The sequence below is a fragment of the Haloterrigena turkmenica DSM 5511 genome, from assembly GCF_000025325.1.
Classification (GTDB): Archaea; Halobacteriota; Halobacteria; order Halobacteriales; family Natrialbaceae; genus Haloterrigena; species Haloterrigena turkmenica.
On sequence record NC_013743.1, the window covers coordinates 329,314 to 343,000 of the forward strand.

General features: G+C 63.6%; 15 protein-coding genes and 1 tRNA gene. 7 read left to right on the forward strand and 9 right to left on the reverse strand.

Features of this window, described 5'->3' with window-relative positions; translation table 11 throughout:
• Positions 1-85: 85 nt before the first annotated feature.
• Entirely contained in the window at positions 86-790 is a 705-nt protein-coding gene (locus HTUR_RS01510; protein WP_012941535.1) for a DUF7504 family protein, read from the forward strand.
• 58 nt (positions 791-848) lie between these two features.
• On the opposite strand, the gene HTUR_RS01515 is transcribed toward HTUR_RS01510, so the two are convergent.
• Positions 849-1,103: a hypothetical protein gene (locus tag HTUR_RS01515; protein WP_012941536.1), complete on the reverse strand. Its 255-nt coding sequence runs from the start codon at positions 1,101-1,103 to the stop codon at positions 849-851.
• An 85-nt stretch (positions 1,104-1,188) separates the two neighbouring features.
• On the opposite strand from HTUR_RS01515, the gene HTUR_RS01520 reads away from it, so the two are divergent.
• Positions 1,189-1,261: transfer RNA gene (locus tag HTUR_RS01520), tRNA-Pro, on the forward strand.
• Positions 1,262-1,833: 572 nt separating this feature from the next.
• Here the strand turns inward: HTUR_RS01520 and HTUR_RS01525 are convergent.
• Entirely contained in the window at positions 1,834-2,643 is an 810-nt protein-coding gene (locus HTUR_RS01525) for a PGF-CTERM sorting domain-containing protein (RefSeq protein WP_226377466.1), read from the reverse strand.
• Positions 2,644-3,328: 685 nt separating this feature from the next.
• Here HTUR_RS01525 and HTUR_RS01530 point away from each other — a divergent pair.
• Both HTUR_RS01530 and HTUR_RS01535 read left to right on the forward strand, forming a co-directional pair.
• On the forward strand, positions 3,329-4,054 hold the full coding sequence (locus tag HTUR_RS01530) for a succinylglutamate desuccinylase/aspartoacylase domain-containing protein (protein ID WP_226377467.1): 726 nt from the start codon (positions 3,329-3,331) through the stop codon (positions 4,052-4,054).
• 161 nt (positions 4,055-4,215) lie between these two features.
• Positions 4,216-4,650: a hypothetical protein gene (locus HTUR_RS01535; protein WP_148225315.1), complete on the forward strand. Its 435-nt coding sequence runs from the start codon at positions 4,216-4,218 to the stop codon at positions 4,648-4,650.
• A 102-nt stretch (positions 4,651-4,752) separates the two neighbouring features.
• Here the strand turns inward: HTUR_RS01535 and HTUR_RS01540 are convergent, their stop codons facing one another.
• Positions 4,753-5,196, reverse strand: a complete 444-nt coding sequence (locus tag HTUR_RS01540; protein ID WP_012941540.1) for a hypothetical protein — start codon at positions 5,194-5,196, stop codon at positions 4,753-4,755.
• 187 nt (positions 5,197-5,383) lie between these two features.
• Here HTUR_RS01540 and HTUR_RS01545 point away from each other — a divergent pair, with 187 nt between their 5' ends.
• The gene (locus HTUR_RS01545) at positions 5,384-6,034 is read left to right on the forward strand and encodes a DUF502 domain-containing protein (protein ID WP_012941541.1); all 651 of its coding nucleotides are present in this window, start codon (positions 5,384-5,386) and stop codon (positions 6,032-6,034) included.
• Positions 6,035-6,378: 344 nt separating this feature from the next.
• Complete coding sequence (locus tag HTUR_RS01550; RefSeq protein WP_012941542.1) at positions 6,379-8,481, forward strand: minichromosome maintenance protein MCM; 2,103 nt, start codon at positions 6,379-6,381, stop codon at positions 8,479-8,481.
• 63 nt (positions 8,482-8,544) lie between these two features.
• On the opposite strand, the gene HTUR_RS01555 is transcribed toward HTUR_RS01550, so the two are convergent.
• The 5 genes from HTUR_RS01555 to HTUR_RS01575 all read right to left on the reverse strand — a co-directional run bounded on the left by HTUR_RS01555 (position 8,545) and on the right by HTUR_RS01575 (position 11,969).
• Positions 8,545-9,444 carry a transcription initiation factor IIB gene (locus HTUR_RS01555; protein ID WP_012941543.1) on the reverse strand — a complete coding sequence of 300 codons (900 nt, stop codon included), beginning with the start codon at positions 9,442-9,444 and terminating at the stop codon, positions 8,545-8,547.
• Between the two features lie 148 nt (positions 9,445-9,592).
• Positions 9,593-9,865 carry a hypothetical protein gene (locus HTUR_RS01560; RefSeq protein ID WP_012941544.1) on the reverse strand — a complete coding sequence of 91 codons (273 nt, stop codon included), beginning with the start codon at positions 9,863-9,865 and terminating at the stop codon, positions 9,593-9,595.
• A 115-nt stretch (positions 9,866-9,980) separates the two neighbouring features.
• Positions 9,981-11,240, reverse strand: a complete 1,260-nt coding sequence (thrC, locus tag HTUR_RS01565; protein WP_012941545.1) for a threonine synthase — start codon at positions 11,238-11,240, stop codon at positions 9,981-9,983.
• A 53-nt stretch (positions 11,241-11,293) separates the two neighbouring features.
• On the reverse strand, positions 11,294-11,677 hold the full coding sequence (locus HTUR_RS01570) for a helix-turn-helix domain-containing protein (RefSeq protein ID WP_012941546.1): 384 nt from the start codon (positions 11,675-11,677) through the stop codon (positions 11,294-11,296).
• A 46-nt stretch (positions 11,678-11,723) separates the two neighbouring features.
• On the reverse strand, positions 11,724-11,969 hold the full coding sequence (locus tag HTUR_RS01575; RefSeq protein WP_012941547.1) for a hypothetical protein: 246 nt from the start codon (positions 11,967-11,969) through the stop codon (positions 11,724-11,726).
• Between the two features lie 123 nt (positions 11,970-12,092).
• Here HTUR_RS01575 and HTUR_RS01580 point away from each other — a divergent pair, with 123 nt between their 5' ends.
• The gene (locus HTUR_RS01580; protein WP_012941548.1) at positions 12,093-12,563 is read left to right on the forward strand and encodes a hypothetical protein; all 471 of its coding nucleotides are present in this window, start codon (positions 12,093-12,095) and stop codon (positions 12,561-12,563) included.
• A 183-nt stretch (positions 12,564-12,746) separates the two neighbouring features.
• Here HTUR_RS01580 and argF read toward each other — a convergent pair whose 3' ends face one another.
• A complete protein-coding gene (gene argF / locus HTUR_RS01585) occupies positions 12,747-13,676 on the reverse strand; it encodes an ornithine carbamoyltransferase (RefSeq protein WP_012941549.1) in 930 nt (309 codons plus the stop codon).
• Positions 13,677-13,687: the final 11 nt, after the last annotated feature.

The following is a 13,687-nucleotide window of genomic DNA, read 5'->3' on the forward strand; positions in this document are numbered from 1 at the left end:
TTTGCCGAACGTATCAGCGGCCGGAACGGTAAAGAGTGCGTCGTCCGAGGTACGAGTAGCGCCGGGGACCAGCCCGGAGAGACCAATGGAGCCAGCTACCCCTTCCGTGATCGATCCGCCGGCAAACGTCTTGCTCGTTCACGAGAAACACTGCGAGCCGGCCGTCTGTCCGGATCTCTGCCACGACACCGGCGCGACGGCAGACCTCAGGGTTTCGTTCGCGGACAACCGGCCGGATCGTCCGGACCCGGACGAAGTGACGGGGAAGGTCGGCCTCCTGACGGTCGGTGACGTCCTGATCGAGGACGCCGCCGAGTCGGCCCGCGACTTCGACCAGCGGGTCGTCGTCGACGCGGTTCGCGATCCGACCGATCTCTCCGCCATCGGTGTCGCCGTCAGTCGGTTCTGTAAACACTGGTCCGACGAGCGACTCACGGTCTGTTTCGACTCGCTGGACGCCCTGCTCCGGTCGACGCCGCCGAAAGACGTCTTCCAGTTCGTGCACGTGTTGACCAATCGGCTCTCGAGCGTCGACGCGTACGCGCACTTCCACTTCGATCCGACGCGCCACGACGACCGCGTCGTCTCGACGTTCGGGGAGATCTTCGACGCGGTCGTCGCCGAGGCGGGCAGCGAGGACTCGCTGCCGGAAGCGACCGACGAGGACGTCGCCGAGCTGCTGGCGGCGTGGACCGACGGGACCGACGACTCCGACAGCGAACTCGAGTTCGCCGTCGAGCCGTCGACCGAAGCGACCGACGAGGATATCGCGCGGATCTTGGGGAACTGACGGCTCGGTCGTGGTCGGGGCCGGCGACTGGGGGGTCGCCAGGGGGTGGCGATAGCGATTACGGAACGAAGGCGACACCGAACAGCGCGAACAGGATTACTGCAGCCGCGCCGAGAATCCCACCGAGGCCGACGATCACGAGCACTACAGGGGTGACGGCGATCGAGAGGCCGAAGACGACGTGGCTGAGGAACAACACCACGAGTCCCGCGACCGCGTTGACGATGAAGGGAGCGAGCGCGCGGACGAGCACTGCTGCGACCAGCACGCCCACGAGGACCGCAATCAAGACGAGGATTTCGAGACCAGTCATGCACGCGGCGGTATCACGTCGACCGCCAAAACCGTTCGGCCGGTAACGAAACCCTTTATGACCTGCACCTTTTAGGAGGGAGTACGGGATCGTGGGTTAGCTTGGTATACTTCGGGCCTTGGGTGCCCGTGACCCCGGTTCAAATCCGGGCGATCCCATATTGCTGCCGCTCGCAAATCCGCGAGCGGTAGCTATTGAAAGAGCCCGGATTTGTGGTAGACCGAGGTTCTGCGAACGAAGTGAGCAGGTTCTCGGGCGTGGTTCAAATCCGGGCGATCCCATCCTCTTAAAACGATTTTCGCTGAAACAGTTAGCGACACAACCGTTTCACTACGTCTAACGGGGCATAGTTGTGGTGTGCCGTACCGTCGAACTCGAGCCACCGGTCTGCGAGTTCTGTGAGTGTTGCATACTACGTGATGATCAGTTGTGCCCCGCGCTCGAGGACGGGAGGTGTCAGCCATGACGTTCCCCCGGAACCGGTCGTGCACGATGTGCACGGCCAAAGCGGTCGATCCAACGGCCAAATCTCGCTTCGTGAAGAACAGCTGGCTGCTGCGACGGGAGACCATCAAGGAGATACCGAACAGTCGGAACTGAGTGCCGAGACGCAAGCGATGTTCTCCGGACCGGTCGGCGACGTATCTTCTCAGAACCCGACTCTGGCATCTACTACTCAACGACGTCCGATGAAAACGACAAAAGGTGCTGAATCCCGGTCGTTGGGTGCCTAGCTACGCTGACGGGCTAACAGCAACGTTCCCGCAAGCACGGCAGAGAGTGCACCGCCGATGCCGAAGCCGGGAACTGATTCGTCCTCCTCGGTTTCGCTGTCGTTGTCAGCGGACTCGGTGTCGTTGTCAGCAGCAGTATCGTCGGTAGCACCGTCGTTCTCCGAAGTAGTCGTGTCGTTGTCAGCGGGCTCGGTGTCGTTGTCAGCAGCAGTGTCGTTCTCCGAAGTAGTCGTGTCGTTGCCCGCGACCTCGGTGTCGTTGTCAACAGCAGTATCGTCGGTAGCAGTGTCGTTCTCCGAAGCAGTCGTGTCGTTGCCTGCGGCCTCGGTGTCGTCGTCAGCAGCCTCGGTGTCGGTAGCACCAGTCTCGTTGGTAGCACCGTCGTCCGCGGTATCGGTAACAGTGAGTGTCCCTGAACGTTCCTCGTCACCGGCAGTGACTGTCCACTCGTAGTCACCTTCGGGGAGGGCAATCCCTTCAGCAGTGAAGGTGACAGACCCCGTGTCGTCGGTGCTGGCAGTCACTTCCTCCTGAATCTCTTCTCCATTGATCTCGAAGACGACGTCAGTCTCGGCTGGCTCGCCATCGGCGGTAGTCACGGTGACGTCGAACGTGCTCGCTTCAGTCGTCGCGACCGAATCCGGTGCATCGACTGTCACCTCGAGGTCAGTATCAGCACCGTCGTCGGCGTTTGCAGCGGCCGCGGTTGCTGCGCCCGCAGCGACTGTCGACAGAGCGACCATCGACACGATCATCACTGCGGCGAGTACGGTCCATCGCGTTTCTCGAGTTGTTTCGAATGTCATGTGTTTCGGGTAGTGTCTGAGCGGATTTTCATCGAATCGCCGGCGCCGTCTGCAGTACCACGCCGTCAGCCTCCGAAGCGTAGTACCGGCGGTTTCGCGGCGTGCAATCGGCGGAGACCGCGGCGGATGAGTCAGTGTTGGCCGCACGCGAATCCGGTAGCGGCGACCAGTCCCGTTTCACGGCTCCTTCGCCTCGAGTCGACGCCGTCTCCGGTTCGCTACTGCGGTCGGTTCGAGTCTGCGAGGGTGAGTATCCCTCCGTGTTTTGGATCCGTTGCCTATCGCCGTTCTCCGACTCACACGGTTATACTTACAATCGAGTTAGCGATGGTCTCGGGATAGTCTCACTCACTACATACGTGTCGGTTGAAATTTCAAGCAGCGAAACGGCGACTCGAGATCGCGTATCTCCCGACCTGTCGGGCGTACGTTCACGTACCCGGGAAAGAGATCAATTTCACCGGCCGAACAGGGTGCAACGCGCTATCAGGACGATAATAATGATCTGTTTCTCCGAGGTATCGATCACATGGGACCATTGCAACCATCCCGACGAACACTGTTGACAGCCGCAGCCAGTTGTGCACTCGCCGGCGTCGCTGGTGCTAATTCGAACGCAGAATCCGACAGCGACCTTACGAGAGACTCACAGCAAATTCTCGACGGCACTGACCACGAAACGACGGTGTACCGGACGGTTGCAGCCGCCGACGGACCGACCGTGCTGGTCGTTGGCGGAGTACACGGCAACGAGGTTGCGGGATACGAGGCGGCGAGCGCCATTGCTGAGTGGGAAATCGATGCCGGCACGCTCGTAACGATCCCCTACGCGAACGCCGATGCTGTCGAGCAGCGGACGCGCACGGGGGAGGATGGCGTCGATCTCAACCGTCAGTTCCCCGAAGGCGAGGAGCCAACGACAGACCTCGCCAGAGAACTCTGGACCGTCGTCGACAACTACGATCCCGACGTGGTCATCGACCTCCACGAGTCGATCGGCATCTACGCCGGCGGCCCCGTCGACGGCGTTGGACAGGCGATCTTCCACTCGAACAGTACCGAGACCGCCACCGATGCCGAGCAGGCTGCCGACGCCGTGAACCGAAACCACGTCGATAAACCGGGGCTCGAGTTCGAGACTGATACCTTTTCCAAACCGGAAAACGAACCGAGCGGGTTGCTCGTCCATAAGGCCGCTCGAGATCTGAACGCGCAGTCGTTTCTCATCGAAACCCTCTCGCGCGGCCCCGACCTCGAGACGCGCATTCACTGGCACACACGGTTAGTCACGAACCTAGTGGAAGAGGGACTGTTCGAACCTGAGCCAGCGACCGATGACTCGGCCGGTGACACATCGGACGACTCCGATGACGAGCCAGTCATCGAAGAGTGCCCCGAAGACGCTCTCTGAGAACGCCGCAGAACCTTCGTTTTCGACAGTCAAACCATTGAGCTTGCACGATGGACAATCGCGGTATACGGGTCGGCTACTTTCCGGGCTCACCACTGGCTGCCGGCGAACGCCTACTGATGGGCGGTGAGTATTTAGTGTTGTTTGTTGACAACCCACACATGAAGTCCGAATCGATTCGCGACCCCGATTCCGACGACGAGCGACCCGTCCGCTTGCTTTCGGATACTGAGTCGTTCGTCACGCTACCGCCGGCGCCCGACGACGCGACTGTAGCGGTCGTTCGCACCGATCCGGACGTCCGACTGTTGACCACTATCAGCACCAACGAGGAGAGTGCGTGGCCGGGAGTGAGTCAAGCCCCGGGACGGATCGTCGAGACCGACGACGGTCGGCGAAGCGAGTTTCGACTGGACGTCGATACGTTCGTGGACGCGGATATCCTGGACGTCACCGACGAGACGGGAACGCGGAGCGTCCGATCGATGACCGTCAGCTACCGACGCGAATCGCACCTCGAGCGCCTCCGACGCCGGCTTCGACGGTGGTGGGCGACGCGTGGGACGCGACCTGCACGGCCCGTACCCCGTTTGTGACTACGGTGTGACTCATCCGTGGAGTATCGGTTCGACTCGAGGCGAGCCCTGGAACGGGACTCACTGGCCTCGTCCAGTTACGACCGAGCGAAGACGGACTCCTCAGGCGTCGTCGGAGCAGTCGCGGTCGTGATCGACATCGCTCTCCTCACAGCCCCAATCCTCGGGAACGGATTTCTCGGCGAGCGCGGTGAAGTCGATGTCCTCGACGGTAACGTCCGTGAGCACCGCGCCCTGCTCGCGCGCCCAGTCGAACTCCCGGAGGTCGAGTTCGTACGGGAACTCGACCCGCGTCTGGTGGAAGTCGTAGCGATCGGTCTCGCGGAAGTAGAGCCCGGCGGTGACGACTTCGGCGTCCGGATTCTGCGTCTGTATCGTCGCCGTGTAGCAGTCGCGAATCCGGATGTGGATCCGATCCGAGTCTACATCGTAGCCGCCGTCGGTCACCCGCGGAGCGTCGTCGCCCCCGACGACGCCGGTCGTCGTGGCGCCGGTTCCAACGGCCGCGAGCACCGCCCGTCGCGTCGGTCGTTCGGCTCCGGACATACGACACTACGCACGTCTACCCGACGGATAACGGTTGTTCGAGGCCACACCACTCGAGGCTGCCCAAAGGGTTTATTGTGATTCTCGCTCCGGTCGCTCGATTTGCTTGCCGCGTCGACTATTCAGTTGACGCGACTGTCCATGCAAGCCGAACGGCTTCCCCAGCGGGTCGCATCACTCGAGACCAATGTCGAAATCGGGTGGCGGCGTCACGGCCCGTCTCAAACGCTGGCTCATCAACGGGACCGCGCTGACGATCCCGCTGGTGATTACCATACTGGCGTTGATCCTCGTCGTGGATTTCGTTCTGGGGATGCTCTCGCCGATCGTCCGCGGCGTGATGTTCGTCTGGCCGAACGAGCCGCCGGAGGCGGTCGTCCAGTTGGCCATGATGGTCTCGCTGTTCGCCTTCTTTCTGCTGGTCGGTATCGTCGCCGAGTACACGCCCGGCAAGGCGATCTCCCAACGCGTCCACGCGACCATGGAGACTATTCCGGGCGTGAGCACGATCTACGAGAGCGTTCGGCGAGCCAGCAAACTGCTGGTCGACGACGACACGGACCAGTTTCAGGACGTCAAACTCGTCGAGTTCCCCCATCGAGACGCCTACATGCTGGGCTTTCTGACGGCTCAGACGCCCCCGGAAATCGAGACGCAGGTCGAGAACGGGCCGATGGTGACGATCATGGTTCCGCTGGCACCTAATCCGACGACGAACGGATTCATTATGCACATGCCCGCCGAACACGTCTACGACGTTGACGTCACCGTCGAGGAGGCCTTCCGCGCGATCGCGACGCTGGGCGTCGCCTCCGACGATCTCGGCGACGCCACCTGAGCGCGGCGACAGTCTCTAGTCCCTGACGGTCACCGAATGCCCCAAAATAGCTTGGCCGTACATACATACTCGAGCGGACCAAATACGCAGTGTGGCCACGTGACCTGACTGGGAACCAGGACACGGCGTGTGCATCGCCGGCGACCGCCGGCGACGAGAGCGGCGAACGGACGGTTCGTCGTGGCCCGGCATCGATCCGTCCGGTTTTGACGCCGACTGCGATCTCGAGCCGAGCGACGGCACCGGTCCGCGGTCAGCGACCCCAGCCGTCACGGATCGGCCGCGGTTCAGTTCCGCCCTGCTTTGCTACCATTTATACCGGCTGGCGCCCCTACGAGAGTGCAATGGCGCAAGCGGGCAATTCTGAACTCGTCGACTCGTTCGAGCAGTTCTTCCGCAACTACTACGATAACGAGATCAAGCAGCTTGCGCAGCAGTATCCGAACGAGCAGCGCTCGCTTCACATCGACTGGCAGGACCTCTATCGCTACGACCCCGATCTCGCGGACGACTTCCTCGCCCAGCCCGAACAGCTCCAGCGCTACGCCGAGGAGGCGCTGCGACTGTACGACCTCCCGATCGACGTCAGCCTCGGACAGGCCCACGTCCGAATCCACAACCTCCCGGAGACCGAATCTCCCGAGATCCGGGAGATCCGCGCTCGCGATATGAACTCGCTCGTGGAGGCCCGGGGCATCGTCCGGAAAGCGACCGACGTCCGCCCCAAAATCGAGGAAGCCGCCTTCGAGTGCCAGCTCTGTGGCACCCTGACTCGCGTTCCCCAATCGAGCGGCGACTTTCAGGAACCCCACGAGTGTCAGGGCTGTGAGCGACAGGGTCCGTTCCGCGTGAACTTCGACCAGTCCGAGTTCGTCGACTCCCAGAAGCTCCGCATCCAGGAGAGTCCCGAGGGACTGCGGGGCGGCGAGACGCCCCAGTCGCTCGACGTCCACGTCGAGGACGACATCACCGGCGAAGTCACGCCCGGCGATCACGTCTCCGCGACCGGCGTCCTCCGCCTCGAGCAACAGGGCGACCAGCAGGAGAAGTCCCCCGTCTTCGACTTCTACATGGAGGGGATGTCCGTGGACATCGACGAAGAGCAGTTCGAGGACATGGACATCACCGACGAGGACAAGAAGGCGATCTACGATATCTCGAATCAGGACGACGTCTACGAGCAGATGGTCGCCTCCATCGCGCCCTCGATCTACGGCTACGATCAGGAGAAACTCGCGATGATTCTGCAGTTATTCTCGGGCGTGACCAAGCAGTTGCCCGACGGCTCGAGGATCCGCGGGGACCTGCACATGCTCCTTATCGGGGACCCCGGTACGGGTAAGTCGCAGATGCTGAGCTACATCCAGAACATCGCGCCCCGAGCCGTCTACACCTCCGGGAAAGGGTCCTCCTCGGCGGGACTTACTGCAGCCGCCGTCCGCGACGACTTCGGCGACGGCCAGCAGTGGACCCTCGAGGCCGGTGCGCTCGTCCTCGCCGACCAGGGGATCGCTGCGATCGACGAACTCGACAAAATGCGCGCGGAAGACCGCTCTGCCATGCACGAGGCCTTGGAGCAACAGAAGATCTCGGTCTCGAAGGCCGGTATCAACGCCACCCTCAAGTCCCGCTGTTCGCTGCTCGGCGCGGCAAACCCGAAGTACGGCCGGTTCGATCAGTACGAGCCGATCGGCGAGCAGATTGACTTAGAGCCGGCGCTCATCTCCCGATTCGACCTGATCTTCACGGTCACCGACCAGCCCGACGAGGAGAAAGACCGCAACCTCGCGGAGCACATCATCACTACGAACTACGCCGGCGAGTTGACCACCCAGCGCGAGGAGATGACTTCGCTGGACGTGAGTGCCGAGGAGATCGACGAAATGACCGATCAGGTCGACCCCGAGATCGACGCCGAACTGCTGCGCAAGTACATTGCCTACGCGAAGCAGAACTGCCACCCGCGGATGACCGAGGCAGCCCGGAACGCGATCCGAGACTTCTACGTGGACCTGCGCGCGAAGGGGACCGACGAGGACGCTCCCGTTCCCGTCACGGCGCGAAAGCTCGAGGCACTCGTCCGCCTCTCGGAGGCCAGCGCCCGCGTGCGCCTCTCGGACACGGTCGAGGAGTCGGACGCGAACCGCGTCATCGAGATCGTCCGCTCGTGTCTCCAGGACATCGGCGTCGATCCGGAGACGGGCGAGTTCGACGCGGACATCGTCGAGGCCGGGACCTCGAAGTCCCAGCGCGACCGGATCAAGAACTTGAAACAGCTGATCAGCGACATCGAGGAGGAGTACGACGACGGCGCGCCGGTCGACATCGTCATGGAACGGGCCGAGGAGGTCGGCATGGATCAGTCCAAGGCCGAACACGAGATCGAGAAACTCAAGCAGAAAGGCGAGGTCTACGAGCCGAGTACGGACACCCTCCGAACGACGTGACGTCGCCGATCGGCGTCTGCATTCTGTCGTCGAATTGCGTTCGACACACCGCTGGCCGCCGCTTCAGAGTTCTCTGAGATTCATCACCGTCGAACGGATCGTCACCGGCGCGACGTCGGCGACGGTGGCCGCGTCGGCCTGCGTGATCGTCGGCCACTCCGCGCGTTCGCCGGCGGCCTTGTAGAGACACGCCGCGGCGACCCCACTCGGGTTGCGGCCGCCGATCAGCCCCTCCTCGAGGAGCGTGTCGACGTACTCGCGCGCCCGGTTCTCGATCGCCGTCTCGAGGTCGAGTTGCGAGGCGTACCGCGGCAGGTACTGCGTCGGATCGATCGGCCCCGTCGGGAGGCCGAGTTCGCGATTGAGCGCGTCGTAGGCGACGGTGAGTTCGTCCTCGTCGGCGCGGGCGACGTCGGTGATTTCGTCGATCGTCCGTGCGTTCGAGCGCGTTCGACAGGTCGCATACACTGCAGCGGCGGCGAATCCCTCGAGCGATCGACCCTGGAGGAGCCCTTCTGACTGAGCCGACTCGAAGAGCGCACACGACTGTTCTCTAGTTGATTCCGGCAGCGAGAGATGGGTGTTGATCCGGCGAATCTCGGTGAAGCCGTAGACCTGGTTCCGGTCGGCTTTCGAGGAGATCCGCGCTCGATTGTGTTCGCGCCGCAGTCGGGCGATCTGGCGTCGTTTCCGTCCGGTTAATCGGGCGCTGTACTTGCCGCTCGAACCGGAGCCGTAGCCGATTTTCGTGGAGAGTCCGCGATCGTGTCGCGAGCGGGTCAGGGGCGCGCCCGTCCGCCGTTGATCGGTCTCCTCGCCGTCGAACGAGCGCCATTCGGGGCCGCGATCGATCGCATCCTCCGACGAGACGAGACCGCACTCCTCACAGATCGTTTCGGTACCTCGAGTCCGCAATCTCCCATCACATTCGGGACAGACGGGAGCTGAATCCGTGTTCACCATTGGTAATTTCCTTCTGCGAAATTAGTTAGTCAGACCATGGTACTTAAAACACTGGAATTTCGAAGGTAATTAACGACGATCTGTCCTATCAAGAAAATCTCAGTTCGCGGTCGGCCGATCGCCGCGACGTTCGGTCGATACGATACTGCTACGAGTCACGGAAGCGCTCGACTAGAGCGGGAAGCCGGCCGTCGGATACCGAACTCCCGTCGGTCGCCGCGCGGTCCTCTAGGAGGCGTTCGTATCGATCGATCACCGCCTGCCGGCGTCGCTCGCTCGCCTCGAGTGCGTCCTCGAGGGCGGCGACCCGTAGTTCGAGTTGCGTCCGTTCGATACGAGCGGCAAGCGGAACGGACGGTCGCTGGTCGCTCGAGTCGATGGGAGGGGGTGTAGGGTCAGTACCCTGGCGGTCGGCGGACATGGGTCGCCGTTCGATTCGATTTCGTCGGGGAAAAACCTCAGTCAGTCGGCCGTCAGACGCGTCCGACGCGCGTCGTCCTGCCGTCTGACTCGCGTCCGTCTGACCCGTGGCCGTCTCAGTCCTGCAGGTGCTCGAGCACGCCGTCCGTGTCGGCCGGCACGGGTTCCGGGTCGCTCCCCGCCGCGGCGGCGGCGTCGGGGTCCTTGAGCAGGTGGCCGGTCGTGAGACAGGCGACGCGCTCGTCGTCGTCGACGATCCCTTCCGCGCGGAGCTTTCGGAGCCCGGCAACTGAGGCGGCGGAGGCGGGTTCGACACCGATTCCTTCGCCCGCCAGATCTCGCTGAGCTTCGGTGATCTCCTCGTCGGAGACCGCGACGGCGGTGCCGCCCGTCTCGCGGATGCCGGGCAGGGCCTTCGGCGCGTTGACGGGGTTGCCGATCCGGATCGCGGTCGCTCGCGTCTCGACGTCCTCCCAGCGCCGGACCTCGTCGGCGCCGTTCTCGACGGCCTCGACCATCGGCGCCGCGCCCTCGGCCTGGACGCCGGTCAGCTTGGGGACGTCGTCCTCGTCGAGTTCGCCCGCCTGGACGAGTTCGCGGAAGGCCTTGTACAGCGCCGAAGTGTTGCCGGCGTTGCCGACCGGCAGGACGATCCGGTCCGGCACGGTGTCGTAGTCCGCGAGGAAGCCCTCGAGGATCTCGAGGCCGATCGTCTTCTGGCCCTCCAGCCGGAAGGGGTTCAGCGAGTTCAGCAGATAGGCCTCGCCCTGTCCCGCGAGCTCTTGGACGATGTCGAGGCAGGCATCGAAGTTGCCGTCGACCTCGAGAATGCGGGCGCCGTGGAGGCTGGCCTGGGCGATCTTGCCCGCCGCGACCTTCCCCGCGGGGAGGAGCACGAGCGTCTCCATCCCGCCGCGGGAGCCGTAGGCGGCCAGCGCGGCGCTCGTGTTGCCCGTCGACGCACAGGCGAGGCGGCCGACGCCGAGTTCCTTCGCGACCTTGACGCCGACGGTCATGCCGCGGTCCTTGAACGAGCCGGTCGGATTCATTCCCTCGTGTTTGATTCGCAGGGCCTCGACGCCGATCGACTCCTCGAGTCGGGGCACCTCGTACAGCGGCGTCGCACCTTCCTGGATCGAGACGCCCGATTCGAAGGGCAGGGCGTCGGCGTAGCGCCAGACACCCTCGCCCTCGAAGTCGTCGAACGTCGGGAGGTCGGCGTAGCGGACCTCGAGCAGGCTGTCGCAGTCGTCGCAGGTGTAACGGACGTCGTCGAAGGGCGCGAACGTCTCGCCGCACTCGATACACTCGAGCCAGACGCCGTCGTCGGCGTCGTCCGGGACGGCCGGCTGATCAGCGGAGAGGCTGAGACTCATTGTCCCTCGAGAGGGAGGCGACGGGGAAAAAGTAAGTGGATTCGGCAGCGGGTTCACGGCGGCGCGCCGTCGAACTCGTCGATCACCTCGTGTACCGTCGCCGCCCACGCGTCCAACGCCTCGTGGAGCATCGCCTTCGTCTCGGGAACGGGGACCGCGGTAAACTGGTAGACGTAGCCGCCGCCGTCGAGCAATCGTCTGTCGCGCCGAACGAGCCCCCGGTCGCGCAACGTCGACAGCGATCGAGTGACCGTGCTCCGGTCGCGCTCGAGCGCGTCGGCCAGTTCGTCGATCGTGCTACCCGGCCGTTGACGGAGGACGAGATACGTTCGCGTCTCGTGATTCTCGATTCCGAATACGCAGCTCATCACTTCCTCGAACGGCGGGTCGGACTGCTCCATCAACTCCCCGAGGCGGTGCTGGGAACGGTCGGTCATATCGGTCCGTACGACCGACGAGGTGAAAATAGTCGCTGGACCGCGTTCACGCGTCCTCGACCGCTCCGTATCCCATCTTCCGAATACAGGCTCGCATCTCGCGTTCGCTCTCGTGTCGGTGCAGCCGCGTCGGCGTGTCGCAGTAGAACACCGAGCCGTCGTACCGCAACGTCACCTCGTGTTCAGCGTCGAGAATTGTCGTCGTCACCACGACTCGCCGACCGTCCCGAATCGCGGTTATGATCTCGTCGGCCGTGCACTCCCCGGCGTCGATCCGCAGCGGATCGGGCATCGTCCGCCACTGTGCGGACCACTTCAAAGAGCCTTTTCCCGCCGTCAGTGATGTGATCACGGGTATGCGTGGCCGATACACGACCGAGGTACTGATACACACACCCATGCCCTACGATCGGACATGAGTCAAGAAACGGCGACTCGAACCGACGAACGGACGACGACCGCACTCGCTCCGTGGCAAGCGGGAACCGTCGGCGGTATCCTCGGTGCCGTCGTCTTCGGGGCGATGATGGCGATGCAGACGCCCGCCGTCCTCGAGGCCGCGATTCCGGCCATGTACGGTCTCGAGGGCGGGCTCGCGGGGACGATACTCCACGTTTCCCACGGGGCCGTCCTCGGTGTCGTCTTCGCGGCGCTGCTGGTTGCGGCGGGCCGATCCCATCTCGGCGCGGGTTCGGCCCTCGTCGCCGGTTTGGTCTACGGCATCGCGGTTTGGGCGGTCCTCGCCGTCGTCGTCATGCCGATCTGGCTCTCGGCGGTCGGGTTCGGAATGGCGCCAGCCGTCCCTAACGTCGCCGTCGAGAGCCTCGTCGGTCACGCCGCGTACGGCCTCATCCTCGGCGTCACGTACTCGCTGCTCGCGCGGTAACGCGAGCGGGCGGGTTCGAACACGGTGCCGATCACCTTTTTGTCCGGGTCCTTCCTCACTTCGTTCGGTCGAACCACTCGGAAAAACCTATCAGCGAGAACGAATCTCTCGCTGAACGAAGTGAAGCGACGGTCAGCGAGAGACCAAAAATTCCGAACGCTCACGATGTTCGCGTTCGGTCGCTTACTCGAGCAGCCAACTCAGTAACGCCTTCTGAGCGTGGAGCCGGTTCTCGGCCTGGTCGAAAACGACCGAGCGGTCGCTCTCGATGACGTCGTCGGTGATCTCCTCGCCGCGGTGGGCGGGCAGACAGTGCATCACCGAGGCGTCGGCGGTGTGCTCGAGGAGGTCCGCGCTGATCTGGAACCCCTCGAAGTCGTTCATCCGGACGTCGCGTTCGTCCTCCTGGCCCATGCTGATCCAGACGTCCGTGTAGATGATATCGGCGTCCGTGGCGGCCTCGACGGGGTCGTGGGTCGTCGTCGGGTCGCCGCCGAGGTCGCGGGCGCGCTCGAGCACCGCGTCGTCGATACCGTACCCCTCCGGCGTCGCGACCGTCAGGTCGATATCGGTCAGCGCGGCGCCGACCGCGAACGACTGGGCGACGTTGTTGCCGTCGCCGATCCAGGCCGCGGAGACGTCTTCGAAGCCGCCCTCCTGCTCGCGGATCGTCAGCAGATCGGCGAGCGTCTGGCAGGGGTGGGCATCGTCGGTGAGTCCGTTGACGACCGGCACGGAGGAGTACTCCGCTAACACCTCCATGTTTCCGTGTTTGAACACTCGGGCCATCACCGCGTCGACGTACCGCGAGAGGGTTCGCGAGGTGTCCTTCAGCGGTTCGCCCCGTCCCAGCTGGATGTCGTCCTCGCCGAGGAAGACGGCGTGGCCGCCCAGCTGGGTCATCCCCGTCTCGAAGGAGACGCGGGTGCGGGTGCTCGGCTTCTGGAAGATCATTCCCAGCGTCTGGCCCTCGAGGTCCTCGTGGTCCTCGCCGGCGTGCTGAGCGCGTTTGTACTCCGCCGCACGCTCGAGGATGGCGTCTAGTTCGGCCGGCGTGACGTCGTCGACGTCGAGGAAGTGTCTCGGCTCCGTCTCGTTCGTTGCTGTTGTCATGGTATGATCTG